Annotated in this window: 16 protein-coding genes, 1 tRNA gene and 1 other RNA gene; 4 read left to right on the top strand and 14 right to left on the bottom strand. The window is 67.6% G+C overall.

Features of this window, described 5'->3' with window-relative positions; genetic code table 11:
• Positions 1-78: 78 nt before the first annotated feature.
• Positions 79-897: a Bax inhibitor-1/YccA family protein gene (locus ACUWEX_RS04160; protein WP_445997210.1), complete on the top strand. Its 819-nt coding sequence runs from the start codon at positions 79-81 to the stop codon at positions 895-897.
• A 99-nt stretch (positions 898-996) separates the two neighbouring features.
• Here the strand turns inward: ACUWEX_RS04160 and guaA are convergent, their stop codons facing one another.
• The 8 genes from guaA to ffs form a co-directional block, all read right to left on the bottom strand.
• Positions 997-2,577 carry a glutamine-hydrolyzing GMP synthase gene (gene guaA, locus ACUWEX_RS04155; RefSeq protein WP_079727909.1) on the bottom strand — a complete coding sequence of 527 codons (1,581 nt, stop codon included), beginning with the start codon at positions 2,575-2,577 and terminating at the stop codon, positions 997-999.
• A complete protein-coding gene (locus ACUWEX_RS04150; RefSeq protein WP_079726974.1) occupies positions 2,573-3,013 on the bottom strand; it encodes a DUF3817 domain-containing protein in 441 nt (146 codons plus the stop codon). Before ACUWEX_RS04150 ends, guaA begins: the two co-directional genes overlap by 5 nt.
• 4 nt (positions 3,014-3,017) lie before the next feature.
• Positions 3,018-3,884: an SURF1 family protein gene (locus tag ACUWEX_RS04145; RefSeq protein ID WP_445997209.1), complete on the bottom strand. Its 867-nt coding sequence runs from the start codon at positions 3,882-3,884 to the stop codon at positions 3,018-3,020.
• Positions 3,885-3,900: 16 nt separating this feature from the next.
• Positions 3,901-5,832: a cation:proton antiporter domain-containing protein gene (locus tag ACUWEX_RS04140; RefSeq protein ID WP_445997208.1), complete on the bottom strand. Its 1,932-nt coding sequence runs from the start codon at positions 5,830-5,832 to the stop codon at positions 3,901-3,903.
• Positions 5,833-5,835: 3 nt separating this feature from the next.
• Complete coding sequence (locus ACUWEX_RS04135) at positions 5,836-6,363, bottom strand: cation:proton antiporter regulatory subunit (RefSeq protein WP_077053802.1); 528 nt, start codon at positions 6,361-6,363, stop codon at positions 5,836-5,838.
• A 152-nt stretch (positions 6,364-6,515) separates the two neighbouring features.
• Entirely contained in the window at positions 6,516-7,709 is a 1,194-nt protein-coding gene (locus ACUWEX_RS04130; protein ID WP_445997207.1) for an acetate/propionate family kinase, read from the bottom strand.
• Complete coding sequence (gene pta, locus ACUWEX_RS04125; RefSeq protein WP_445997206.1) at positions 7,706-9,877, bottom strand: phosphate acetyltransferase; 2,172 nt, start codon at positions 9,875-9,877, stop codon at positions 7,706-7,708. Before pta ends, ACUWEX_RS04130 begins: the two co-directional genes overlap by 4 nt.
• 72 nt (positions 9,878-9,949) lie before the next feature.
• An RNA gene (ffs, locus tag ACUWEX_RS04120) (signal recognition particle sRNA small type) lies at positions 9,950-10,046 on the bottom strand.
• Positions 10,047-10,143: 97 nt separating this feature from the next.
• On the opposite strand from ffs, the gene ACUWEX_RS04115 reads away from it, so the two are divergent.
• The 3 genes from ACUWEX_RS04115 (at position 10,144) to ACUWEX_RS04105 (ending at position 11,768) form a co-directional block, all read left to right on the top strand.
• Positions 10,144-10,231 (top strand) — tRNA-Ser (locus ACUWEX_RS04115).
• A gap of 369 nt (positions 10,232-10,600) precedes the next feature.
• Entirely contained in the window at positions 10,601-11,137 is a 537-nt protein-coding gene (locus ACUWEX_RS04110; RefSeq protein WP_445997205.1) for a hypothetical protein, read from the top strand.
• 46 nt (positions 11,138-11,183) lie between these two features.
• Entirely contained in the window at positions 11,184-11,768 is a 585-nt protein-coding gene (locus ACUWEX_RS04105) for a MarR family winged helix-turn-helix transcriptional regulator (RefSeq protein WP_445997204.1), read from the top strand.
• Here ACUWEX_RS04105 and ACUWEX_RS04100 read toward each other — a convergent pair.
• The 6 genes from ACUWEX_RS04100 to ACUWEX_RS04075 form a co-directional block, all read right to left on the bottom strand.
• The gene (locus ACUWEX_RS04100) at positions 11,765-12,355 is read right to left on the bottom strand and encodes a GNAT family N-acetyltransferase (protein WP_445997203.1); all 591 of its coding nucleotides are present in this window, start codon (positions 12,353-12,355) and stop codon (positions 11,765-11,767) included. The two genes, ACUWEX_RS04105 and ACUWEX_RS04100, sit on opposite strands and share 4 nt — an antisense overlap.
• A complete protein-coding gene (locus ACUWEX_RS04095; protein WP_445997202.1) occupies positions 12,352-13,611 on the bottom strand; it encodes an FAD-binding protein in 1,260 nt (419 codons plus the stop codon). The genes ACUWEX_RS04100 and ACUWEX_RS04095 overlap by 4 nt, the downstream gene beginning before the upstream one ends.
• A complete protein-coding gene (locus ACUWEX_RS04090) occupies positions 13,608-14,354 on the bottom strand; it encodes a phosphatase PAP2 family protein (RefSeq protein WP_445997201.1) in 747 nt (248 codons plus the stop codon). Before ACUWEX_RS04090 ends, ACUWEX_RS04095 begins: the two co-directional genes overlap by 4 nt.
• Before the next feature lie 135 nt (positions 14,355-14,489).
• The gene (locus ACUWEX_RS04085) at positions 14,490-15,719 is read right to left on the bottom strand and encodes a multidrug effflux MFS transporter (RefSeq protein WP_079726965.1); all 1,230 of its coding nucleotides are present in this window, start codon (positions 15,717-15,719) and stop codon (positions 14,490-14,492) included.
• 217 nt (positions 15,720-15,936) lie between these two features.
• Complete coding sequence (locus ACUWEX_RS04080; protein ID WP_445997200.1) at positions 15,937-21,852, bottom strand: thrombospondin type 3 repeat-containing protein; 5,916 nt, start codon at positions 21,850-21,852, stop codon at positions 15,937-15,939.
• A 545-nt stretch (positions 21,853-22,397) separates the two neighbouring features.
• Positions 22,398-25,463 (bottom strand): thrombospondin type 3 repeat-containing protein, encoded by a 3,066-nt coding sequence (locus ACUWEX_RS04075; protein WP_445997199.1) that lies wholly within the window; start codon positions 25,461-25,463, stop codon positions 22,398-22,400.
• Between the last annotated feature and the right edge of the window lie 276 nt (positions 25,464-25,739).

Here is a 25,739-nt window from a genome sequence, read left to right as displayed (position 1 = left end):
CTCTACTACTGTTGAATGAATCTCTCGCACCACGAGAAACCCCACACGCATCGCTCCAACGACGAAGGACAACCAGAAATGGCTGCATCGAACAACCCGGCTTTCAATAACCGAGCGTTCCAGGGCGCAAACGGGCAGACGCTCGCCGTGCCTCCTGTCTCCGCCGACCAGCTGCAAGACATGTACAACCAGCCCGCCGCTGGTTCCGTGCAGACCGACCGCATGTCGGTCGAAGACACCGTGATGAAGAGCATCATCGCTTTCGGCGTGCTCCTCGTGGGCGCTGCGGCCGGCTGGCTGCTCGTCTCGGTAGCGCCGTCCGCTATGAGCGTCGTCATGCTCGCCGGCATCGTCGGCTTCGTGCTCGCGCTTGTGAACATCTTCAAGAAAGAGCCGTCGCCGCCCCTGATCATGGCCTACGCCGCTGTGCAGGGCGTCTTTGTCGGAGCCATCTCGCTCGCGTTCGAGACCATGTACCCCGGCGTCGTGGGCCAGGCCGTGCTCGCCACGTTGGCCGTCGTCGGCGTCACGCTCGCCCTCTTCGCCAGCGGCAAGGTGCGTGCCTCGAAGCGCGCCACCAAGATCTTCATGATCGGTATGGTCGGTTACCTCGTTTACTCGCTCATCAACGTCGGCCTCATGGCCTTCGGCGTCATTGACACCGGCTTCGGATTGGACTCGCGAGAGGTCTTCGGCATCCCCCTGGGTCTCATCCTCGGCGTCTTCGTCGTCCTCCTCGGCGCCTACTCGCTCGTGCTCGACTTCGACGCCATCCAGCAGGGTGTGCGCAACCGCGCCCCCCGCAAGTACGGCTGGACCGGCGTGTTCGGCATCATGCTGACGGTCATCTGGCTCTACCTGCAGATCCTGCGCATGCTGGCCATCGCCCGCGACTAGTCGCCGCGCTGCCGGCTCCGCCGAGCCGCACGAACAACGAAGAAGGGCCGTTCCCACAGGAACGGCCCTTCTTCTGTGCACGGCGTCAGGCGCCCGCACTCACTCCCATTCGATGGTGCCCGGCGGCTTCGACGTGACGTCGAGCACGACGCGGTTCACACCGTCGACCTCGTTGGTGATGCGGTTGGAGATGCGGGCGAGCAGATCGTAGGGCAGGCGCGTCCAGTCGGCCGTCATGGCGTCCTCGCTCGACACGGGGCGCAGCACGATCGGGTGACCATAGGTGCGGCCGTCGCCCTGCACGCCCACCGAGCGCACGTCGGCGAGCAGCACGACCGGGCACTGCCAGATCTCACGGTCGAGACCGGCCGCCGTGAGCTCTTCGCGCACGATGGAGTCGGCTTTCTTGAGCAGCTCGAGGCGCTCGGCCGTGACCTCGCCGACGATGCGGATGCCGAGACCGGGGCCGGGGAACGGCTGGCGCTGCACGATGACGTCGGGCAGACCGAGCTCGGAACCGATCGCGCGCACCTCGTCTTTGAACAGGGTGCGCAGCGGCTCGACGAGCTCGAACTGCAGGTCTTCGGGCAGGCCGCCGACGTTGTGGTGGCTCTTGATGTTGGCCGTGCCCGTGCCGCCGCCGGACTCGACGACGTCGGGGTAGAGCGTGCCCTGCACGAGGAAGCGGATGGGCTCGCCATCGGCCTGCGCCTCGCGCACCAGATCGGCCTCGGCCTGTTCGAAGCTGCGGATGAACTCGCGCCCGATGATCTTGCGCTTCTGCTCGGGGTCGGTGACCCCGGCGAGGGCCGTGAGGAACTGCTCGCGGGCGTCGACCGTGACGAGGCGCACACCCGTGGAGGCCACATAGTCCTCTTCGACCTGACGGCGCTCGTCTTGGCGCAGCAGGCCGTGGTCGACGAAGACGCAGACCAGCTGGTCGCCGACGGCCTTGTGCACGAGCGCGGCCGCGACCGCGGAGTCGACGCCGCCGGAGAGACCGCAGATGACGCGGGCCGAACCCACCTGGGCGCGGATGTTGTCGACCTGCTCGGCGATGACGTTGCCCGGGTTCCAATCGGCGGGGATGCCGGCGGCCCGGTGCAGGAAGTTCTCGAGCACGGCCTGGCCGTGGGCCGAGTGCTTGACCTCGGGGTGCCACTGCACGCCGTAGAGCTTGCGCTCGTCGTTGCCGAAGGCGGCCACCGCGGTGGAACCGGTGGAGGCGAGCACCTCAAAGCCCTCGGGCGCCTTGGAAACCTGGTCTCCGTGGCTCATCCACACCGTCTGATCGGTGGGCTGCCCGGCCAGCAGGGTGCCGCCGTCGCCCGTGATCGTGGCGCCGGTCGAACCGTATTCGCGCAGGCCCGAGTGGGCGACCTCGCCACCGAGCGACTGGGCCATGACCTGGAAGCCGTAGCAGATCCCCATAGTTGGCACGCCGAGGTCGAAGATCTTGCTGTCGAGCGCCGGGGCGCCCTCTTCGTAGACGCTGGAGGGGCCGCCCGACAGCACGATGCCGGTGGGGTTCTTGGCCGCCACCTCTTCGGCCGTGATGGAGTGCGGGACGATCTCGGAATAGACGCCGGCCTCGCGCACGCGTCGCGCGATCAGCTGCGCGTATTGCGCACCGAAATCGACGACGAGGACGGGTCGTTGGCTCGTGGCCTTCTCGCTAATGGGAAACCTCCGTGGGGGTGTTGGCGCGCTCGGCGCGGGAAGCAAGATAGGCCTTCACTTCGCGGCCGACTTTGGCCTCGAGGAAGAAGGAGAGGAACGGGACGATTCCACCCAGGGCGATCAGGATGAAGCGGCTGAACGGCCAGCGCATGAGCGACCACAGGCGGAAGTCGCTGAAGAGGTAGACCACATAGAACCAGCCGTGTGCGATGAGGATGCCGGTCGACAGGTTCACGCCCGTGACGGTGTCGACGGGCACGAGGCCGAGGAAACCGGACCCGCCGCCCAGCTCGATCTCGAAGCCCATGGCGTATTTCAGCAGCATCTCGGTGCAGAGCAGCAGCAACATGACACCGGTGATGACCGACGCGATCTGGTAGAAGCGCAGAGCGCCACGGATGCGCGGCAGATCACTCTGTCGAGGTTCTAGGGGCATGGCCCTAGTCTACGCGAACGGGTTCGGGGCCAGGTCCCGAGGCCAGGAGCTTCTCCTCGTATTCGCGCTCCCAGGTGTCACGCACGAGGCGGTACCAGAGGAACACGGCGAACCCCGCGAAAACGACCCATTCGACGGCATAGAAGATGTTGAGCCAGTTGACCGTCGTCTCGGGCACGGGCGGGGGCGCGTCGATGGCCTCGAGCCCGTCGACCTGTCCCACCTCGGCGGGGTCGCCGGCGATCACGTAGCCGCCGTAGACGTCGTGGCCGGTCATGTCCTGCCAACGGTTGATGAGCGCAGAAACGGCCATGGTGTTGAGCACGTTGGGGTCGCCGTCCTCGGCGGTCTCGGGCGCCTGGCCCGGGATGAGTCGCCCGGTGACGGTGACATCGTCGGATGCCGCGGGCTGGGCGTTGAGCTGGGCGGCGGCGTCCTTGGCGACCTCTTCGCTCTCGGTCCATCCGACGGCCACGGCGATCGCGGCCCCTTCGGGACCGGTCGTGCCCTCGGAGCCGGCCTTCTGCTCGAAGTGCGCCGCAACCCAGTAACCCGCGCGGCCGTCTTGCACGCGCTCGGTGATGACGCTGAAGTCGCCCGGAACGTAGCGCCCCTCGGCCGTGACGGTCTGGCCGATCGAGGTGTCGTACATGGGTTTGCCGGGCGTCTGGGCCTGCCCGATGGGGCGGGCGATCTCGCTCACCTCGGCGGTATCGGCCGCGGGGACGACGGCGCGCTCGAGCTGCCAGTGGCCCAGCCACGCGAAGGCTCCGGCGATGGCGATCGCGAGCAGCAACATGGCGATCCAGCGCGGCCGCACCATGACGCGCACGATGGTGCGGTCGGGCTTCGGCCGCTCATCGGGGGCCACGGCCGCGGCGTTCTCGTTAGTAATCGTCTTCTCGCTTTCGGGGGCGCTCGTCGTCTGATTGGCGCATGGCCTGCTCGATCAGACGCTCGATGTTATCCGGCTCGCCTGGGCCGGTGCCGAGAGCGGGCCTCGGCTTCGGGCCGCCCTCGCGCGGGGGTACGGGCCGCTCGGGGGCCGAGTGGCTGTAGGGGTCGGGGTCGACGATGGCGGCGCGGCCGGCGTCGTGGCCCGCCTCGAATCCGGCCTCGAAACCCGCGGCGTGGCCCTCGCGGCGCCCGGCGGCATGACCTTCGTCCCGGCCCGCGGCGTGACCTTCGTCGTGACCGGCCGCACGGCCCTCGTCGTGGCCGGCGCGGCGAGCTGCTTCGCGGGCGACAGCCGCATCGTCGGCGGCGGCACGGGCCGCGTCATCCGCTTCGAGGTCGCGACTGCCCCCGGAGTTGCTTCCGCTGCGGGGGCGCGCGAGCTCGGCATCCATCGGGTCGATGTCGGGCTCCTCGAGCGGGTCGCCGAAGGGTTCGCGCGGACGTCGAGCGCGCTGCTCGTCCGAGCCGCTGCCGAAGGCGTCGGCCAGGGCGGCGTCGATTGCCGTGTCGTCGTCGGCGGTGGCGGTTGCTGCGGCATCCGTTCGGGTGCCGGCGGGCACCTGACCACGCGCAGAACGATCCCGCGACGTGCCGTCCGCAGCAGAGGGTGCGGTCGCCGCGGCCACGAGGCGTTCGGCCTCGTCGAGCACGGGGTCGGCCGAGCGCGCCGTCTTCTCGCGCCGCGCGGCCTTCTGCTTGGGGCTGCGCAGGATGACTCGACCGATCTGCTCGGACCGCGACGCGATCACGGGCCCGATGACGGCCATGATCAGCACGTAGAGTCCGGCGAAGGGCGAGATGCGTGGATCGAGCCCCGCGCTCACCGCCAGGGTCGCCAGGATGAGCGCGAACTCGCCACGGTTCTGCAGGATGACGGTCGTGTTGATGCCCGCCTGGGGCCCGAGTCCGTTGAGCCAGGCCACGAACTGCCCCGCGATGATGTTGAGCAGGATGGTCATGCCGACGGCGGCCAGCACGGGCACGAGCACGCTGCCGAACTCGGACGCGTTGAGCGCCAGACCGAAGTTGAGGAAGAAGAAGGCGCCGAAGACATCCCGCAACGGCACGGCGACGCTCTCGATGCGGTTGCGGTAGCGCGTGGCGCCGAGCACGAGGCCGATCAGGAAGGCGCCGATGGCGTCGGTGACGCCGAGGAATTCGCCGATGCCGCCGAAGAGCACCGCCAGGCCGAAGAACAGGATGGTGAAGAGCTCGTCGTCTTTCGTGCGGAACAACCGCGATACGAGTTTGCCGCCGTAGCGCGCGATCGCGAACATGGCGATGATGAACGCGAAGGCGATGACGAGCTTGCCGATCACCGGCCACAGCTCGGTCTCGCCCGAGAGCACGACGCCCACGATGGCCAGGTAGATGGCGATGAAGATGTCCTCAACCACCGTGACGCCCAGGATCATCGGGGTCTCACGGTTGGTGAGGCGGTTCAGCTCGATGAGCAGTTTGGTGACGATGGCGCTCGACGAGGTGGCCGTGATGCCCGCGATGATCAGGGCTTCTTTGGCGCCCCATCCGACGATGAAGCCGAAGGCGATGCCCGCCGCCATATTGAAGGCGATGTAGGTTCCGCCCGAGATGAGCAGTTTGCCGGCGTTCTCGACGAACTCGTCCTGGTCGAACTCGAGGCCGAGGTTGAACAGCAGCAGGATGAGGCCGAACACCGCGATGAGCTCGATGTAGGACCCGTCGAACGAGATAGGGAACCATCCGCTGTTCGGGCTCGCGAGCAAACCCACCATCATGTAGATGGGGATGGCCGGAAGGCCGATCAGTTTTCCGAGGCGTCCGAGCACATACGCGATGACGAGGAGGACGCCGAGGATGATGAGGTCTTCGCCGAGGTGCATGGGCTAACCCCCGGGCGGAGAGTCGACGCCGGCCTTGGTTTTCGAGCCGGTGCGGAAGAACATGAATGCTTTTGCCACTTTTTCGGGCGAGCCGGCGACCACGAGCGTGTCTCCGGGGAAGACGCGGAAGTCGGGCGACGGCGCCGGGTTGGCGGATTCGCCGCGCACGACGGCGACGACCGTGAGGCCCACGATGCCGCGCTCGGCCGGGTTGCCGAGCGGCTGGCCGGCGATGTAGTCCTCGTAGTCCACGCGGAACCAGTCGATCGACAGGCCGGGGATCTGGTCGAGGGCCGTGAGCGACTCGGTGATCTGGGTGCCGCCGAGCAGCTCGGCGAGCGTGTGCGCCTCGTCTTCGGAGAGACGCAGCGACACCTTGGTGGCGTCGGAACCGTCTTCGTCGTCGCTGAACGTGATCAGGTCGCTGTGACCCGAGCGGTGCGCGATGACGCCGACCTTGCCGCCGTCGTCGGTGACGAACGTGTGAAGAACGCCCACACCGGGAAGTTTGACCCGCCGAACATCAGCCATGCCGGAACTCCTTGTACTTGTGGCTCGCACCGATTCAACGACCGATGGCGCGCTTGTATTCCTCAGTCTATCGAGCGGGGCGCGCGGCCCGACCGGGAACCGAGGATGGCGACCGCGGCCGTCAGCGCGACCACCGGGACGGCGAAGCCGACTCAGCCCTGCGTGACCGCGAGCGTCTGCCGCGCAATCTCGAGCTCCTCGTTCGTCGGCACCACGAGAACCGTGATCTCGGAGTCGTCGGTCGAGATGCGGCGGATGCCCCGCTCCCGCGACTCGTTGCGCGAGGCGTCGATGCAGATGCCGAGGCGCTCCATGCCCGCCAACGCCCCCGCCCGCACGGCCGCCACGTTCTCTCCGACGCCCGCCGTGAACACGATGACGTCGAGTCGCCCGAGTTCGGCGTAGTAGGCGCCGACGTAACGCTTGATGCGGTGCAGGTAGACGTCGAGCGCCTCGATGGCTCCGGCATCCCCTTCGCCCGCGCGCTCCTGCAGGTCGCGCATGTCTCCGCGACCCGAGAGGCCGAGCAGACCGGACTTGCGGTTGAGCAGCTCGTCGAGCGCCGCGAAGTCGTAGCCGGCCTTGCGGTTGAGGTGCAGCAGCACGGCGGGGTCGATGTCGCCCGAACGCGTGCCCATGACGAGGCCCTCGAGCGGCGTCATGCCCATCGAGGTGTCGACCGAGCGGCCGCCCTCGATGGCGGTCGCCGAGGCGCCGTTGCCGAGGTGCAGCACGATCTGGTTGAGCTCGCCGAGCTCGCGGCCGAGGAACTCGGCCGCCGCCTCGGAGACGAATTTGTGCGAGGTGCCGTGGAAGCCGTAGCGGCGGATGCGGTGCTGGTCGGCGACCTTCTGGTCGATGGCGTAGCGATAGGCCGCGGGCGGCAGCGTCTGGTGGAACGCGGTGTCGAAGACGGCCACGTGCGGCACGTCGGGGAACGCCTTCTGGGCCGCCTCGATGCCCTGCAGGTTGGCCGGGTTGTGCAGCGGTGCCAGGTCGGCGAGGTCGTCGATGTTGATCTTGACCAGGTCGGTGACGACGGTTGCCTCGTAGAAGCGTTTGCCGCCGTGCACCACGCGGTGGCCCACGGCGATGGGAGGCTGCTCGGTGAGCGACGGGCCGGTCTCGTCGAACGCCTTGAGCATGAGCTGGAACCCCGCGGCGTGGTCGGCGACCGGCTCGGTCACGCGGACCTCGTCGTGGCCGGGCCGGCGGTGCACCGCGACGCCCTCGGACTCGCCGATGCGCTCGACCAGGCCGGAGGCGAGGGTTTCTTCCGACTCGCTGTCGATCAGCTGGTACTTGAACGACGACGAACCCGAGTTGACGACCAGGATGCCGCTCATGCCGTTGCCGCCTGGATCGCGGTGATGGCCACGGTGTTGACGATGTCTTGCACGAGAGCTCCCCTGGACAGGTCGTTGATGGGTTTGTTGAGGCCCTGCAGCACGGGGCCGATGGCGACGGCACCGGCCGAACGCTGCACGGCCTTGTAGGTGTTGTTGCCCGTGTTGAGGTCGGGGAAGATGAACACCGTCGCCTGGCCGGCGACCTTCGACCCGGGCATCTTGGCGGCAGCGACGGCCTGATCGGCGGCTGCGTCGTACTGGATGGGGCCCTCGACGAGCAGCTCGGGGCGGCGCTCGCGCACGAAGGCGGTCGCGGCGCGCACCTTCTCGACATCCGCTCCCTGGCCCGATTCGCCCGTGGAATAGGACAGCATGGCCACGCGCGGCTCGATGCCGAACTGTTCGGCGGTGGCGGCCGACGAGATCGCGATGTCGGCGAGCTGCTCGGCCGTCGGGTCGGGGATGACGGCGCAGTCGCCGTAGACGAGCACGCGGTCGGCGAGCGCCATCAGGAAGACACTCGAGACCACCCCGACATCCGGTTTCGTCTTGATAATTTCGAAACCGGGTCGGATGGTGTGAGCCGTCGTGTGCGCCGCACCCGAGACCATGCCGTCCGCCAACCCCAGGTGCACCATCATGGTGCCGAAGTAGGAGACGTCGGTGATGGTGTCGCGCGCGAGCTCGACCGTGACGCCCTTGTGGGCACGCAGGCGCGCGTATTCTTCGGCGAACCGCAGGCGCAGCACGTCGTCGAACGGCGAGAGGATCTGGGCCTTGGAGAGGTCGAGGCCGAGGTCGAGCGCGCGTGAACGCACCTCGATCTCTTCGCCCAGGATGGTGAGCTCGGCCACGTCGCGCGCCAGCAACGTGTGGGCGGCGCGCAGCACGCGGTCGTCGGACCCTTCCGGAAGCACGATGTGGCGGCGGTTCTGGCGGGCCCGCTCGAGCAGCGTGTACTCGAACATGAGCGGCGTGACCACGTTGGTGCGGCTGACGTGCAGCAGCTCGAGCAGCTGCTCGGCGTCGACGCTGTTCTCGAAGAGCGCGAGGGCGGTGTCGTATTTGCGCTGCGAGTCGGCGGCGAGGCGCCCGCGGGTCTGCGTGATGCGCACGGCCGTGTCATAGCTGCCGAGCGCGGTGCGGATGATGGGGACGGCCGGCGTGAGGCCATCGAGCAGCGTGGTGATGGAGTCGGCGAGCTCGAACCCGCCGTTCAGCACGATGCCGGCGACCGACGGGAAGGTGCCGGATGCCTGGGCTAGCAGCACGGCGAGCAAGACCTCGGACCGGTCACCCGGGATGACGACGACGGCGCCGTCGGTGAGGCGCGGCAACACGTTCTCCATCGACATGGCGGCGACGACCACGCCGAGCGCCTCGCGGCTGAGGAGCGACGGGTCACCCGACATGAGCGTGCCGTCGACCGATTCGAGGATCGACTGCATGCTGGGGGCGATGAGGAAGAGGTCTTCGGGGATGGCCCAGACCGGGATCGTGGTGGCGCTGTCGCCCGCGGTGTGGGACGAGCTGGAACCGGTGTCGCCGTGCGCGCCGCTGCCACCGGGCAGGACCGAGCGGATGGCCGCGACGATCTCGTCGAGCGAGTCGGGGTCGGCACGGTTGGCCACCACGGCCAGGAGTTGCGCGTGCTCGCTCTGCAGTTCGGCGAGTGCGAGTTCGGTGATCTGGCGCATGTCGTCGGCGCCGCGCGGCTCGGACCCGCCGAGCTGCTCGCCCATGCCCTGACCGACGCGCCCACCCAGGACGAGCACGACGGGGGCACCGAGGTTGGCGGCGATGCGCGCGTTGTAGCCCAGCTCGGTGGGGCTGCCGACATCCGTGTAATCGGAACCGAGGATGACGACCGCGTCGCTCTCGGCCTCGACCCGTTTGAAGCGCTGCACGATGCGGGCGAGCGCGGCATCGGGATCGGTGTGGACCTCGTCGTAGGTGACGCCGACGGCATCTGCGGCGCTCTGCGAAACGGCATCGTGCGCCAGCAGCATGTCGAGCACGTAGTCACCCTCGGCGCCGGTGCGGGCCACGGGCCGGAACACGCCGACGCGCGGAGTTTCGTGACTGAGGGTGTCGAGCACCCCCAATGCCACGGTCGACTTGCCGGAGTGTCCTTCTGCAGAGGTGATGTAGATGCTGTGTGCCACGGTTTCCAGCCTATTGCGGCGAACCTTGGCGGCACCTCGATGCGGGGCGAATGCACACCTGTGCAGGGCAAAGAAAATGACCCCTCGCGCACCCGCCAGAGCCCGGTTACCCTTGCTACGTTTCCGTCCTGGGGGAATTGGCCTGGATGGCGCCACGCGAGGAGCCGAGAACCAGTGTAACCCACGCGCGAGCCCGGATGCGGTCACGGGCACCCTCCGCGACCGGGTAGGATACTTGAGGTCGTGTTGCCGCCGAGCACACATCTGGAGGATTCGCCTAGTGGCCTATGGCGCACGCTTGGAAAGCGTGTTGGGTGAAAGCCCTCGGGGGTTCGAATCCCCCATCCTCCGCCAAATGGAAAAGGCTCGCCCCTTTAGGGCGAGCCTTTCTCCTTTTTTGGCAAACAAACACAGCGATTCGAGGAGGAGGGCTGGGGAACCCAGCCCGACGGGGTCCACCATCCTCCGCACAGCATGCGCAGCCCGCTCCGCGGGCTTCCCCTTTTATGGGCATGCTCTTCACCCGCCACTTCCCCACACTCCGGCATCCTGACACCCCGACACACCCCACTCCCCCATCCCCAAAACGCACCCCCACCAGCGATTTAACACGACCGTCACACCCCACGCCCCACTCACTCGCCTACATACGGCTAGGCTTTCCTCGGTCGTAACGGGTCGTTTATCGAACGCACCCGAGCAAGCCTTCCTGGGGGGAACACGGTGACCGATGTGTTGACGGTCAAACCGCGACGCGCGTTGTTAGGGCAGGGCCTTCTGGCCGCTGCGATGATCGTCGTGCCCATTTTCGGCGTCCTCCTGTGGCTGAGCCGGGATTCGGCGGCCTTCCCCTATGTCGTCGGTCTGCTCGTCGTCACGGTGCTCGCGGCCGCGGTCTGGGCGGCCCTCTTCCTGAGCGTCGAGGTGCGCGTCTCTGGTGATGAGATCGTGCGCCGCACCATCTGGGGCCGCCGCGTCACCATCCCCGTCTCGGGTGTGAGCCGGTCTCTCGTGCTCGATCTGCACCGCACCATGGCCACGCAGGCCCATCCGCAGCTGTTCGTGCTGGACGACGACGAGCGGGCGCTGGTGCGACTGCGCGGCGAATACTGGGGGCGGCACGACATGGAGCTGCTGGTGGGGCGTTTGCGGGCGCCCGTGCAGAGGCTGCAGCATCCGGTCACTCTGGGTGAGCTGCAGGTGACGAACCCGCACATGTTGTATTGGTTCGAGCGAAAGCCAACACTGCGCTCCGAATAGGAGATATCGCTCGGTCGGCGGCAGACGCATGGGTTACTTTTAACGGATGACCGACAATCAGCTGGGCCGATCCGGGTATTGGTACGACCGTGCCGACGACACCGCGACGGCCGTGACGAGTGTCGACGTGCTGAACCTGTTCCGGCAATACCGCGCTGCCGAGACGCAGATGCGCCGCGACACGCGCGACTCGATGGGCATGGGCGAGACCGACCTGCTGGCCCTGCGCTACCTGCTGCGCTCGGCGAAGGCGGGCGAAACGATGACGCCCGGCAAGCTCGCACAGCTGCTGAAGATCTCGACGGCATCCACGACCATTTTGCTCGACCGGCTGGAGAAGAGCGGCCACGTGCGTCGGGCGCCGCATCCCACCGACCGGCGTTCGTCGATCGTGACGGCCACCGATGGCAGCGACGACGAAGTGCGCGCCACCCTCGGACGCATGCACCAGAACATGGTCGCCGCGGCCGACAGCCTGAGCGCCGATGAGATCCGCACGATCAGTCAATTCTTGAAGCGCATGATCTTTGCCGTCGAGAGCGCGCACGATCACTCCCCCGCCGACGCTGAAGCGCAGGCCGAGGCCGCCGTCGCACCCGCGCTCACCCTGCCCGCCGCCGCAACCGCCTAGAGGTCGAGGCCGCGCACCGAGCCGTTGGGGTTGCTGGTCAGCAGGGGCGTGAACCCGAGTCGTTCGTAGAAGACGCCGGCGCCCGTGTTGGCGGGGTCGAGCGCGAGGTACACGGCTGGCACGCGCCGCTCGCGCAGGCGGTCGAATGTCTGCCCCATGAGTCGACGTCCGAGGCCTCGGCCCTGAGCCTCCGGCAGGAGGTCGATGTGCAGATGCGCGGGATAACGATCGACATCGGCGAGCAGCATCCGCTCGGGGTCGTCGGCGGATGTCACGAGCGCGGCGTCGCTCGGAACGACCGGATCGGGCCGCACGCTCGGCCACCAGGTGCCGCTGAACCACTGCGCGAACGCGCGGGTATCGGCCGTGGCGAGCACATAGCCGACCGCGCGCCGGCCGTTGTCGACGACGAGCGCGAGCGACGGATCGTGGCGCGCATAGGGCGTGGCATAGACATCCGCGAGCAGGGTGGGCGATGCGTAGAGGTGTGAGGCATCCTCACCAGCGGCGCCCGTGCGCAGGCAGATGTCGACGAGATCGGCCTCGTCGGCGGGTTCGAACGGTCGGATGATGAGGGACCCGGTCACGGCAGGACCGTCGCCCGCAACTGCGCGTTGTGGAACACCCCGTGGGGATCGAAACGGTCGACGAGGTCGCGGAAATCGGGCAGCCGCGGGTAGAGCTCGGCGTAACGGTCAGCACCGATCGTCGACACCTTCCCCCAGTGCGGGCGCGCCTCGAACGGCTCCAAGGCGGCCTCGAGGGTGGGGAGGAGGGCGAGGACCTCCGTCGTGCGCGGATGCCAGGTGAAGTGCAGGGCCACGACATCCTCGCCGGAGGCGGGGCTCAGCCAGAGGTCGTCGGCCGCGACCGTGCGCACCTCGGCCACCTGCAGGAGCGGCGCGATGCGGCCCGCGAGCGAACGGATGGCGCGCAACGCGTCGACCGCATGGCGCCTCGGCACCAAGTATTCGGACTGGATCTCGGCCCCCGAGGACGGGGTGTGATCGAGCCGGAAGTGGGGAAGGCGGTCGAGCCACGCGCCGGGCTCGCCGAGCTGCGTCGTACACGCGAACGCGGGGTTGCCGGGCACGGGATGGCGCGGGCCCGAGGCGGGAACGGCACCGAAGACGGTGGCCGGAGCATCCGCATCACGGTCGGGTCGGCGCTTGTGCCACACCTGATCGATCACGTCGGGGTTCTTCCAGGTGGTGAACAGGCTGACGCTGGTGGCGCCCGACGTGATCGCGTCGAGGTTCTCGAGCGCAACGTCGACCGGGACGCCCTCATAGACGCGCTGCTCGACCTGATAGGTGGGTTCGAGATCGAGCGTGACCCGCGTGACGATGCCGAGCGCGCCGAGTGAGACCACGGCTCCCGCGAAATCGTCGTCACCGCGCACGAGCCGGCGCAGGTCGCCGTCGGCCGTCATGAGCTCGAGGCCCGAGACCGTGGCGGCGAGGCTCTGCGCGGCATCACCCGACCCGTGGGTGCCCGTGGCGATGGCGCCGCCCACGGAGATGTGTGGCAGCGACGCCATGGCCGGAAGCGCGAATCCCTCGGCCTCGAGGCGATGGCTGAGCTCGCCGTAGCGCACTCCCGCGGGCACGTGCACGCGCAATGCATCGTGATCGATGAGGATGTCGCCCGACAGCGACGCCGTCGAGATCAGCGTGCCCTCGGTGTCACACAGGGCGTTGAATGAATGCCGCGACCCGATCGCGCGCGCATGATCGGCCGTCGTCACCTCGGCGCGCAGCTCTCCGATCGTCGTCGGCGCAGCCAGACGCCCCGCGGTATAGCGGTGGTTGCCCGCCCAGTTGAGGCCCGCGTCGATCGTCATCGGGCCGTCGAACCGGTCGTCGGGTCGGAGGCGGGGGCGCCGGCATCCGATGGGCCACCCGACGATGCCCGGGGTATGGGTTCACCGCGCAAACGCGTGGCGAAGGGTGCCCAGACGATGAGGGCCACGCCCACGCCGATCAGCAGGCCACCGAGCGTGTCGCTCAACCAGTGGGCCCCGAGATAGGTGCGCGACAGCAGCATGAGCACGGTGTAGAAGAGCCCCGCGATCCACACCCAGACCTTCGGGAAGATGATTCCGAGCGCCACGGCGAGGGTGGCCGCATTGGCCGTATGCCCCGAGGGGAATGAACCATAATCCGAGGTGACCAACATGTCCTCGGGGCGCGGCCGGCCGACGACGTTCTTGATCAGCTGCACGGCGCCGGCGCTCAGAACCGTCGAGATCGTGAAGAAGATGGCCGCCCAGGGACGGCGGATGATCAGCAGAACGGCGATGATCGCGAGGGGGACGACGTAGATGCCCACGACGCCGCCGCCCAGGAAATCCATCCCGTGGGCGAAGAAGTCGAGAACCGGCCCGCGGTTCTCGATCATCTCGTCGAGGAACTCCGTGTCGAACCCGAACGGCAGGTCGCCGTTGCGCGACAGCACGAGCGGCACGATGAGCCCGGCGATGAGAAGGGCGAGCGCGCCGCTGATGATCGGCCACCGCCTCGAGAGGTGGCGCTCGGTCGGCGTGGCGTTCGATTCGCCGATTCTGGCGGCAATGTCTCGGGGCATAGGGACTATCCTGCCCGCGCCCGGCCGCGATAGCCAACGCGTCGACCGGTAAACGGTCGGGGTTGACGAACGCCCCGACATCAGGATCGGTGTCGGGGCGAACGCCGTGCGACGACGAGACGCGGTCGAAGCGCGCTAGTTCGCCAGCGCCGGAACCGTGCGCGGGCGCACGATCAGCCACAGCGACAGCACGGAGATGACCGCCGTGCCCGCCATGACGATGCCCATGGGTGCGGCCGTGCCGATGCCCAAGACACCGACGAGCGGCGAGATGATGCCCGCCAACCCGAAGTTCATCGCGCCCAGCAGAGACGCCGCCGTGCCCGCCTCGTGGCCGTGGTTCACGAGGGCCAGAACCTGAACGGCCGGGAAACCGAAACCACACGCCATGATGAAGAAGAAGAGCGGGATCAGAATGCCGAGGAGGCCCGCATCCGTGCCCGCCAGCGCCACGATGGTGAGAGCCGCGACGAGCTGCACGGCCGTCGTGACTGACAGAATCCACTGCGCGCCGTAGTGGCGCATGAGCCGCGACGAGACCTGCACGCCGATGACGATGCCGATCGAGTTGACCGCGAAGAGGAAACCGTATTGCTGAGCATCCAGCCCGTAGACCTGCTGGAAGAGGAACGAGGACGACGACAGGTAGGCGAAGAGGCCCGAGAAGCTCATGCCGCCGATGAGCGCGACCCCGACGAAGACACGGTCGCTGAAGACCGACTTGTAGCGCTGACGCACGGTCGAGTGCCCGGCGCCCACACGGCGCTCCTGGGGCAACGTCTCGACGATGAAGAACGAGACGGCGACGAGCACGAGGATGCCGTAGGCCGCCAGCACCACGAAGATGCCGCGCCAATCGACCACCCGCAGCAGCTGCGAGCCGATGACGGGAGCGAGGATCGGGGCGAGGCCGTTGACGAGCGCCAGCCGCGAGAGCATGCGCACGAGCGGTTTGCCACCGAACAGGTCGCGCACCATGGCCATCGCCACGACGCCGCCGGCCGCCGCGCCCATGCCCTGCAGCACACGGAAGACGCTGAGCCACACGATGTCGGGCGCGAACGCCGCGCCCACGCTCGCCGCGATGTGCACCGACGTCGCAATGATGAGCGGCAGTCGTCGGCCCACCTTGTCGCTCCACGGCCCCATGAACAGCTGGCCCACCGCGAAACCGACCGTCGTGCCCGTGAGCGTCAGCTGGATGAGCGCGGCCTGCACGTCGAGTTCGCGCTCGAGCACCGGGAACGCGGGCAGATAGAGGTCGATCGTGAAGGGCCCGAGCGCGGTGAGCGCACCGAGGATGAGGACGTAGACGAGTCGTTGGCGGCGCGTGAGCGCGTCACCGGGGTGCAGAACAGTGGTCACAGAGCAGTTTTCCTCGCGGGGTCGAATCGATTCGAGACAGTCGACAACTCTAACAGCGCGAGGTCTGGTCGATATTCCGATCGCGGCCGAAAGAGACGACGAATGGATGAACGGGGGCACAGGCGAGGCCCCGGCGAGCGTGAACTCGCCGGGGCCTCGGGGTGCGGAGGCCCGACGCATCCGCACCCCGCTGGGGAATCCCTGTTACTTCTGTCTGTCAGCTGCCGTCACGAGCGGCTCCCTTCCGCCCGCGCAGGCCGGGGATGCGGCGCCGGAGCGCCGTTCCGAGCCCGAGGGCCAGGAGGAGGATCGATGCGGCCAGGGTGCTCGAGGCATCCTGGGCGCCCGTGTTCGAGAGCGAACCGGAACCGTGCGAGCCGGAGCCGTTCGCGCTGCCGGAACCACCGGAAGTGGCGGAACCGTTCGAAGCTCCCGAGTTCGTGCCCGAGCCGCCATTCGACGAACCCGCTGGCGCAGGGGCATCGGCCGTCGTGCGGCTCGTATCAGTAGCGTCGGGTTTGCCGTCGCCATCCGAATCCGTATCGAGATAGTCCGGGATGCCATCGCCATCCGTGTTGGTCGGCGACCCGGGAATGGGGCCGGCCTCTTCACGGTCGGGCACGCCGTCGCCGTCGGAGTCGGTGTCCTGATAGTCCGGCTTGCCGTCCTTGTCGGTATCGACCGGCTTCGTCGGGTCAGAGCCCACCTCGATCTCGTCCGGGATGCCGTCGCCGTCCGAATCCGTATCGACCAGGTCGGGCTTGCCATCCTTGTCGGTGTCGACCGGCTTCGTCGGATCAGAGCCCACCTCGATGACATCGAGGATTCCATCGCCGTCACCATCACCCTGCGCGTCGAGCGGCGTCGGATCGACGACATCCGGGATGCCGTCGCCGTCGGCGTCCGTGTCGAGATAGTTCGGCACACCATCGGCGTCGGTGTCGAGCGGATGCGTGACGTCAGCTCCGATTTCGAGAGCATCGAGAATGTTGTCCCCGTCGGAATCGACGTCTTGATAGTCCGGCTTGCCGTCGGAGTCCGTGTCGGCCGGCCTGGTCGGGTCGCTGCCCGCCTCAGCGCGGTCGGGAATCTTGTCGCCATCCGCATCCGTGTCCCGGTAGTCGGGGGTGCCGTCAGCGTCGGTGTCGACGGGTTTCGTCGGGTCGCTGCCCGCTTCGACCGCGTCCGGGATACCGTCGCCATCCGCATCGGTGTCCGCCAGGTCGGGGGTGCCGTCATTGTCGGTATCGACAGGTTTCGTCGGGTCGCTGCCCGCTTCGACCGCGTCCGGAATGCCGTCGCCATCCGCGTCGAGGTCCCGGTAGTCCGGGGTTCCGTCGCCGTCGGCATCGGTAGGTTTCGTCGGATCGGCGCCCGCCTCGACGGCATCGGGCACGCCGTCGCCGTCCGCATCGGTGTCGATCAGGTCGGGTTTGCCGTCCTTGTCGGTGTCGACCGGGCTGGTCGGGTCGCTCCCGACCTCGACGGCGTCGGGGATGCCGTCCCCGTCTCCGTCGCCATTCGCATCGAACGGGGTCGGATCGACCGCATCAGGGATGCCATCGCCATCCGAATCCGCGTCGAGATAGTCCGGTGTCCCATCGCCATCGGTGTCGACGGGGTGTGCCGGATCGGCCCCGACCTCGGTGGCGTCGGGGATGCCGTCGCCATCGGAGTCGACATCCTGGTAGTCCGGCGTGCCGTCGGTGTCGGTGTCGATGGGCTTGGTCGGGTCGCTGCCCGCCTCGGCACTATCGAGGATGTTGTCGCCATCCGCATCCGTGTCTCTGAGGTCGGGGGTGCCGTCCGCATCGGTGTCGACCGGGTTGGCCGGGTCGCTGCCCACCTCGACGGCGTCGGGAATGCCGTCACCGTCGCCATCGCCATTCGCGGCGGTCGGGGTCGGGTCGAGCGAATCAGGAATGCCGTCGCCATCGGAGTCGGCATCCAGGTGATCGGGCGTTCCGTCGCCATCGGAGTCGACGGGATTCGCGGGATCGGAACCCACCTCGGTGGCGTCGGGGATGCCATCGCCGTCGGAATCGACATCCTGGTAGTCGGGCGTGCCGTCGGTGTCGGTGTCGACCGGCTTCGTCGGGTCGCTGCCCGCTTCGCTCGAGTCGGGCAGGCCATCGCCGTCGGCGTCGACATCCCGATAATCGGGGGTTCCATCACCGTCGGTGTCGACGGGGCTCGTCGGATCGGCGCCCGCCTCGACCGCATCGGGAACACCGTCGCCGTCCGCATCCGTGTCGGTCAGATCGGGTTTGCCGTCCTGATCCGTGTCGACCGGCTTCGTCGGGTCGCCGCCTACCTCGACGGAGTCGGGGATGCCGTCTCCGTCGCCGTCGCCGTTCGGGTCGAAGGGGGTCGGGTCGACGGCGTCGGGGATACCATCGCCGTCGGAGTCGGCGTCGAGATAGTCGGGCGTTCCGTCGCCATCGGTGTCGACGGGATTCGCGGGATCGGAACCCACCTCGGTCGCGTCGGGGATGCCGTCGCCATCGGAATCGGCATCTTGGAAGTCGGGCGCCCCGTCCGAGTCGGTGTCGACCGGGTTCGTCGGGTCGCTGCCCGCCTCGGCGCCGTCGAGGATGTTGTCGCCATCGGCGTCGGTGTCTTGGTAGTCCGGCACACCGTCGCTGTCGGTGTCGACAGGGTTCGTCGGATCGGCGCCCGCTTCGACGGCGTCCGGAACACCGTCACCGTCAGCATCCGTATCTCGGAGGTCGGGCGTACCGTCCTTGTCGGTGTCGACCGGGTTCGTCGGGTCGCTGCCCGCCTCGACCGTGTCGGGGATGCCGTCACCGTCACCGTCACCGTCGGCGTCGATGGGGGTCGGGTCGATCGCATCTGGAATGCCGTCGCCATCGGAGTCGGCGTCGAGATAGTCCGGGGTGCCGTCGCCATCGGTGTCGACGGGATTCGCGGGATCGGAGCCCACCTCGGTCGCGTCGGGGATGCCGTCGCCATCGGAGTCGGCATCCTGATAGTCCGGCGTGCCGTCCGTGTCGGTGTCGACCGGGTTCGTGGGGTCGCTGCCGGCCTCGGCGTTGTCGGGAACCGTGTCGCCATCGGCATCCGTGTCTTGATAGTCCGGCACGCCGTCGCCGTCGGTATCGACGGGCTTCGTCGGATCGGCGCCCGCCTCGACCGCATCGGGGACACCATCGCCGTCGGCATCCGTGTCGGTCAGGTCGGGGGTGCCGTCACCGTCGGTGTCGACCGGGCTGGTCGGGTCGCTTCCGACCTCGACGGCGTCGGGGACCCCATCGCCGTCGCCGTCGCCGTTCGGGTCGAGCGGGGTCGGATCGACCGCGTCCGGGATACCATCGGCGTCCGAATCGGCGTCCAGGTAATCCGGGGTGCCGTCGCCATCAGTGTCGAGCGGCTGAGACGGGTCAGGCCCCACCTCGGTCGCGTCGGGGATGCCATCACCATCGGAGTCGGCATCCTGATAGTCCGGCGTGCCGTCCGTGTCGGTGTCGACCGGCTTCGTGGGGTCGCTGCCGGCCTCGGCGTTGTCGGGAACCGTGTCGCCATCGGCATCCGTGTCTTGATAGTCCGGAACACCGTCGCCGTCGGTATCGACCGGCTTCGTCGGATCGGCGCCCGCCTCGACCGTGTCGGGGACACCATCGCCATCGGCATCCGTGTCTCTGAGGTCGGGGGTGCCGTCACCGTCGGTGTCGACAGGTTTGGTCGGGTCGCTGCCCACCTCGACCGAGTCGGGGATGCCGTCACCGTCACCGTCACCGCTCGCGGAGGTCGGGGTCGGGTCGACCGCATCCGGGATGCCATCACCATCCGAGTCGCTGTCGAGATGATCCGGGATGCCGTCGCCGTCGGTGTCGAGCGGGTTCGTCGGGTCGGCTCCCACCTCGGTCGCATCGGGGATGCCATCGCTATCGGAGTCTGCATCCTGATAGTCGGGCGTGCCATCCGCGTCCGTATCGACGGGACTCGTCGGGTCCGAGCCCGCCTCACCACTGTCGGGAACGGCATCACCGTCGGCGTCCGTGTCCTGGTAATCCGGGGTGCCATCACCATCCGTGTCGACCGGCTTCGTCGGGTCCGAGCCCGCCTCCACAGCGTCGGGGATGCCGTCGCCATCCGCGTCGGTGTCCTTCGCGTCAGGCACACCGTCGGCGTCCGAGTCGACGGGCTTTGTCGGGTCAGGCCCGATCTCGACCGCGTCAGGCACGCCATCGCCGTCGGCGTCGCCGTTCGGCACCGTGGGGGTCGGGTCGGTCGCATCGGGGATGCCATCGCCGTCCGAGTCGGTGTCCCGATAGTCGGGCGTGCCGTCCGCGTCGGTGTCGCGGGGATTGGCGGGGTCGCTTCCGGCCTCGTCGCTGTCGGGCAGACCGTCTCCGTCCGAGTCCGTGTCGAGCGAGTCGGGCGTGCCATCCCCATCGGTGTCGACCGGCTTCGTCGGGTCGGCCCCGACTTCTACGCGGTCCGGGATGCCGTCCTTGTCGGCATCGCCATTGGCGTCGGTCGGCGACGGGTCGATCCCGTCGGGGATGCCATCGCCATCGGAATCCGTGTCCTGATAGTCGGGCGTACCATCCTTGTCGGTGTCGCGGGGGTTGGCGGGGTCGCTTCCGGCCTCGTCGCTGTCGGGCAGACCGTCTCCGTCCGAGTCCGTGTCGAGCGCGTCGGGCGTGCCATCCCCATCGGTGTCGACCGGCTTCGTCGGGTCGGCCCCGACTTCTACGCGGTCCGGGATGCCGTCCTTGTCGGCATCGCCATTGGCGTCGGTCGGCGACGGGTCGATCCCGTCGGGGATGCCATCGCCATCGGAATCCGCGTCCCGATAGTCGGGCGTGCCGTCTGCGTCAGTGTCGACGGGGTTGGTGGGGTCGCTTCCGGCCTCGTCACTGTCGGGCAGGCCGTCACCGTCGGTATCGGCATCGAGATAGTCCGGCGTGCCGTCTGCGTCCGTATCGACCGGGTTCGCCGGGTCGGCACCGACCTCGACAGAGTCGGGGATGCCATCGCCATCGGAGTCGGTGTCACGGAAGTTCGGGATGCCGTCCTTGTCGGCATCACCGGTGCCGTCCGCACCGTCCTGAATGCCGTCACCGTCGGCGTCAGCGTCCAGATGGTCGGGGGTGCCGTCGCCGTCCGTGTCGAGTGGTGCGGTGGGGTCAGGACCGACGTCGACCTTGTCGGGAACGCCATCGCCATCCGAATCGGTGTCGATCAGGTCGGGGGTGCCGTCGCCGTCGGTGTCGACCGGCTTCGTGGGGTCCGCCCCCGCCTCGTTGGCGTCGGGGATGCCGTCGCCGTCCGAGTCGGTGTCGCGGAAGTTGGGGACCCCGTCGCCGTCGGTGTCGGCGGCGCCTTCGATATTGTCGGGAACCCCGTCGTTGTCGGAGTCGTCGTCTTTGAAGTCCCCGACCCCGTCGCCGTCGGTATCGCCACAAACAGTGAATCGGATGCCGTCGAGGTAGTTACCCTCACGGTTGTTGCCATCTGACGTGGATACGGCTTCGAATCCGAAGCGGGTGACCGTCTGTCCGGCCGGCACCTGATAGGTGTATCGGTACTCCGACCAGGCCGCAGAGCCCGTCGAGTAATTCGCCGACGGCTGCAGGGCCGCCCCCGGCGCGCCTGCGAGTACGCGCATCGTGTCCGTTCCACCGCGACCGCGGTGTCCGAATGTGAACACATACGTCTCACCGGGCACGGTGTCCACGTCCTGATACAACCGCGAGGCTTCATAGGCGTTGAGCTCAGCATGCTGCCGGCCGGCAAGCGACGGGACGGCCGCTGTTCCATTGCGGATTTCGATCTGGTTATCCGAGGCCGTCGTGTCCCACCCGGGTACAGCGCCGGCGTCGTAGGTGCGCCAGGTCGCTCCGGCCGGCAATACCGGACTTTCGAAACTGCCGTTGGAGAGCGCACTGCCCGTCGCAGAGTCGCACTCTGCCGCATTGCTGATGCCGTCGCCGTCCAGGTCATCGGGGCCGGGCGCAGCCTGGGCGACTCCGCCGCTCAGGATGAACGAGGCCGCAACGGTGGACGTCGTCACCCACAGGCCGAGTGCGGTTCGGGTTCGAGTGCGCTTACGGGGCTGGCCGAGGTGTCGACCGAGCGAACCCTCCCAGCGTTGGATTGGAGGCATCTCTGTCACTTTCGTTCGTAACCGAATCTGAGACTCCCAAGGGAGGCGGCGAACCGTCGCCATCACAGTGACATATCAGCACTCTGATCTCATTGGCTGAATACTGACACAGACCTCCCAGCCCTACAAGAGGAAACCCGAAGCTTTGCGTTTTGCATCGACGGCGTGTCGCTGGTTTCCGAAGATTCGCGGCAGCGGTAACTCCAGCAACGACAGCAACGACAGCCTCCCGAGACGCGTGCGGGCTCGGTCTGCGAAGGGGCCGCGCGCCCTACCAGGTCTACCGCCGGGTGCCACGCCCCGGCAACGGGCGCGACGTCGAGCTGGAGCCTGCCAATTTCACCCATGAGGGCGTGTCTGCAATGTCGCCTCCTCGCGACACCACGCACACCCAAGGGGGCGCGGACGCACGAGTGCCCTCGGTGAGCGTGAGCTCAACGAGGGCACAGCGAAGCCCGGTGAGCGTCTACGACTCACCGGGCCTCGGGGTGCGGATGCCCGATGCATCCGCACCCCGCTGGGGGTATCCCTGCTACTTCCGTCTGTCAGCTGCCGTCACGAGCGGCTCCCTTCCGCCCGCGCAGTCCGGGGATGCGGCGCCGGAGCGCCGTTCCGAGCCCGAGGGCCAGGAGGAGGATCGACGCGGCCAGGGTGCTCGAGGCATCCGGGGCGCCCGTGTTCGAGAGCGAACCGGAACCGTGCGAGCCGGAGCCGTTCGCGCTGCCGGAACCACCGGAAGTGGCGGAACTCGCGGAACCACCGGTGGCACCAGAGTCAGCAGAGCCGCCCGAACCGCCCGAACCGCCCGAACCCGAGCCGCCATTCGATGAACCGGCGGGCGCGGGCGCGTCCGCGGTCGTGCGGGTGGGATCGGTTCCATCCGGGTTGCCGTCACCATCGGAATCGGCGTCCTGGTAGTCGGGCTTGCCGTCCGTGTCAGTGTCGACGGGTTTGGTCGGGTCGCTGCCCGCCTCCTCGCTGTCGGGGACCGTGTCGCCGTCGGCGTCCGTGTCCTGGTAGTCGGGCTTGCCGTCCGTGTCGGTGTCGACGGGTTTGGTCGGGTCGCTGCCAGCCTCGACCGAATCGGGGATGCCATCACCATCCGCATCCGTATCGATCAGGTCCGGCTTCCCATCCTTATCAGTATCGACAGGCTTCGTCGGATCGCTGCCCACCTCGACAGAATCAGGAATGCCGTCGCCATCACCGTCTCCGCCCGCGTCGGTCGGGGTCGGATCAACAGCATCCGGAATACCATCACCATCCGCATCGGGATCGATGTGATCGGGGATGCCATCACCATCCGTGTCAGCCGGCTTCGACGGGTCAGAACCCACCTCGGTCGCATCAGGGATGCCATCACCATCGGAATCCGCGTCCTGGAAGTCCGGCTTCCCATCCGTGTCCGTGTCGACAGGCTTCGTCGGATCAGAACCCGCCTCAGCAGAATCAGGGATCTTGTCCCCATCAGCATCCGTGTCCTGATAATCGGGCACACCATCGGTGTCCGTATCGACAGGCTTCGTCGGATCAGAACCCGCCTCCACCGAATCAGGGATGCCATCACCATCCGCATCCGTATCGATCAGGTCCGGCTTCCCATCCTTATCAGTATCGACAGGCTTCGTCGGATCAGAGCCCGCTTCCACGGAATCAGGAATGCCGTCGCCATCGGAGTCAGGGTCCTTCGCGTCGGGCGCGCCGTCACCGTCCGAGTCCACCGGGTTGGCCGGGTCGGGACCGATCTCGGTCGCGTCGGGCACACCGTCGCCGTCACCGTCGCCGTTCGGCACAGTCGGCGTCGGGTCGGTCGCGTCGGGGATACCGTCGCCATCTGAATCGGCATCCTGATAGTCCGGCTTACCATCCTTGTCGGTGTCGACCGGGTTCTTCGGATCGCTCCCCGCCTCCGTCTTGTCGGGAATCCCGTCACCGTCCGAATCCTCATCGAGGACATCGGGCGTGCCGTCGCTGTCGGTATCCACAGCCTTCGTCGGGTCGGTGCCCACCTCGACTCGGTCGGGGATGCCGTCCTTGTCCGCATCGCCATCCGCATCGGTCGGCGACGGGTCGATACCGTCCGGGATACCGTCGCCATCTGAATCGGCATCCTGATAGTCCGGCTTACCATCCTTGTCGGTGTCGACCGGGTTCTTCGGATCGCTCCCCGCCTCCGTCTTGTCGGGAATCCCGTCACCGTCCGAATCCTCATCGAGAACATCGGGCGTGCCGTCGCTGTCGGTATCCACAGCCTTCGTCGGGTCGGTGCCCACCTCGACTCGGTCGGGGATGCCGTCCTTGTCCGCATCGCCATCCGCATCGGTCGGCGACGGGTCGATACCGTCCGGGATACCGTCGCCATCTGAATCGGCATCCTGATAGTCCGGCTTACCATCCTTGTCGGTGTCGACCGGGTTTTTCGGATCGCTCCCCGCCTCGTCCTTGTCGGGCCGCCCATCACCATCGGAGTCGGGGTCCAGATAGTCGGGCGTGCCGTCACCGTCGGTATCGACCGGCTTCACGGGGTCGCTCCCCACTTCTACCGAATCGGGGATCCCATCGGCATCAGAGTCCTCGTCGCGGAAGTTCGGTGTGCCGTCTTTATCAGCGTCGTCGGTGCCGTCGACGCCATCCGGAATGCTGTCCCCGTCCGCATCGGGATCGAGGTGATCGGGAGCCCCATCACCATCGGTATCCAGAGTCTTCGTAGGATCAGGTCCGACATCAACCGCGTCCGGCACACCGTCACCGTCCGAATCGCGGTCCAAGAAGTCTGGCGTGCCGTCACCGTCGGTGTCGGCCGGCTTTGCGGGGTCGGTACCTACCTCGACGGAGTCGAGGATCCCATCCCCGTCGGAGTCTTTATCGCGGAAGTTGGGCGTCCCATCGTTGTCGGTATCGAGCTCTCCCTCGTTCGCATCGGGAATCGAATCGCCATCGGAATCGAGATCGTAGACATCGGCCACACTGTCCCCGTCCGTGTCACCGCAGGCGGTGAATGACACGGCATCGAGGAGGTTGCCGTTGCTCACATTGCCCCCTGCCGTCGACACCGCCTCGAACCCGAAACGAGTCAGGGTCTGCCCGGCAGGCACGACATAGGTGATCGTGTGCTTCGACCACCCGGCCGTACCCGTCGTGAAACGGCCGGTCTCGGTGAGGCTCCCCGGCGCGCCCGACATGAGACGAAGGGTATCCGCACCGAGCCGACCACGGTGTGAGAACGTGTAAACGTACGTTTCCCCGGGAATCGACGACACATCTTGGTACAGCTGGCCCGGAGCCGACGCATTCAGTTCGGCCCATTGCCGCCCCTCCGCTGGTGCCCACGGGAACTGGCCATCGCTCGGCGACTGTCGTTGCAGCTCGATGAGGCCCGTGGCTTCTGTCGTGTACCAGCCGGGCACGACGCCCTCGTTGAAGCTCTCGGCAAAACGGGTCGCCCGGATCGAGGGTGTCTCGAAGCCCCCGTTCAGGATCGAGTTGCCACGAGCGTTGTCACATTCGGCGGCATTACTGATGCCGTCCCCGTCCAGGTCGTTTGGTCCGACCGCGGCTTGCGCGGCTCCGCTCCCGAGGACGACCGAAGCGGCGACCGTGGTCGTCGTCACCCACAAACCCAGAGCAGTCCGCGTTCGTGATCGGGTTCGAAAATCGGGCAAGGGTCGACCGGGGGAACCTTCCCGGGTGTTCATTGAGCGCATCTCTGTCGCTTTCGTTAGGAACTGGATCTGAGGACCCCTCGTGGGGCCGCAGCGACTGATCGCCATCACAGTGACATATCAACACTCTGACCTCATTGGCAGCATACTGACACAGAGCTCCCTGCTCTACAAGAGCGAATCGGAAGGTTACAGACGAGCTGACGCCGTAGGCCTGACGACGCC

Source organism: Okibacterium fritillariae (genome assembly GCF_052783725.1).
Note: the sequence above shows the minus strand (reverse complement) of the source record. Positions and strands in the feature narration are given on the sequence as shown.

What these genes read in the sequence shown, in the direction of transcription:
- ACUWEX_RS04135 (WP_077053802.1), bottom strand. Translation starts at nt 6,363, where the DNA reads ATGGCTGATGTTCGGCGGGTCAAACTTCCCGGTGTGGGCGTTCTTCAC.
- ACUWEX_RS04105 (WP_445997204.1), top strand. Translation starts at nt 11,184, where the DNA reads ATGACCGACAATCAGCTGGGCCGATCCGGGTATTGGTACGACCGTGCC.
- ACUWEX_RS04095 (WP_445997202.1), bottom strand. Translation starts at nt 13,611, where the DNA reads ATGACGATCGACGCGGGCCTCAACTGGGCGGGCAACCACCGCTATACC.
- ACUWEX_RS04160 (WP_445997210.1), top strand. Translation starts at nt 79, where the DNA reads ATGGCTGCATCGAACAACCCGGCTTTCAATAACCGAGCGTTCCAGGGC.
- ACUWEX_RS04140 (WP_445997208.1), bottom strand. Translation starts at nt 5,832, where the DNA reads ATGCACCTCGGCGAAGACCTCATCATCCTCGGCGTCCTCCTCGTCATC.
- ACUWEX_RS04090 (WP_445997201.1), bottom strand. Translation starts at nt 14,354, where the DNA reads ATGCCCCGAGACATTGCCGCCAGAATCGGCGAATCGAACGCCACGCCG.
- ACUWEX_RS04080 (WP_445997200.1), bottom strand. Translation starts at nt 21,852, where the DNA reads ATGCCTCCAATCCAACGCTGGGAGGGTTCGCTCGGTCGACACCTCGGC.
- ACUWEX_RS04130 (WP_445997207.1), bottom strand. Translation starts at nt 7,709, where the DNA reads ATGAGCGGCATCCTGGTCGTCAACTCGGGTTCGTCGTCGTTCAAGTAC.
- ACUWEX_RS04150 (WP_079726974.1), bottom strand. Translation starts at nt 3,013, where the DNA reads ATGCCCCTAGAACCTCGACAGAGTGATCTGCCGCGCATCCGTGGCGCT.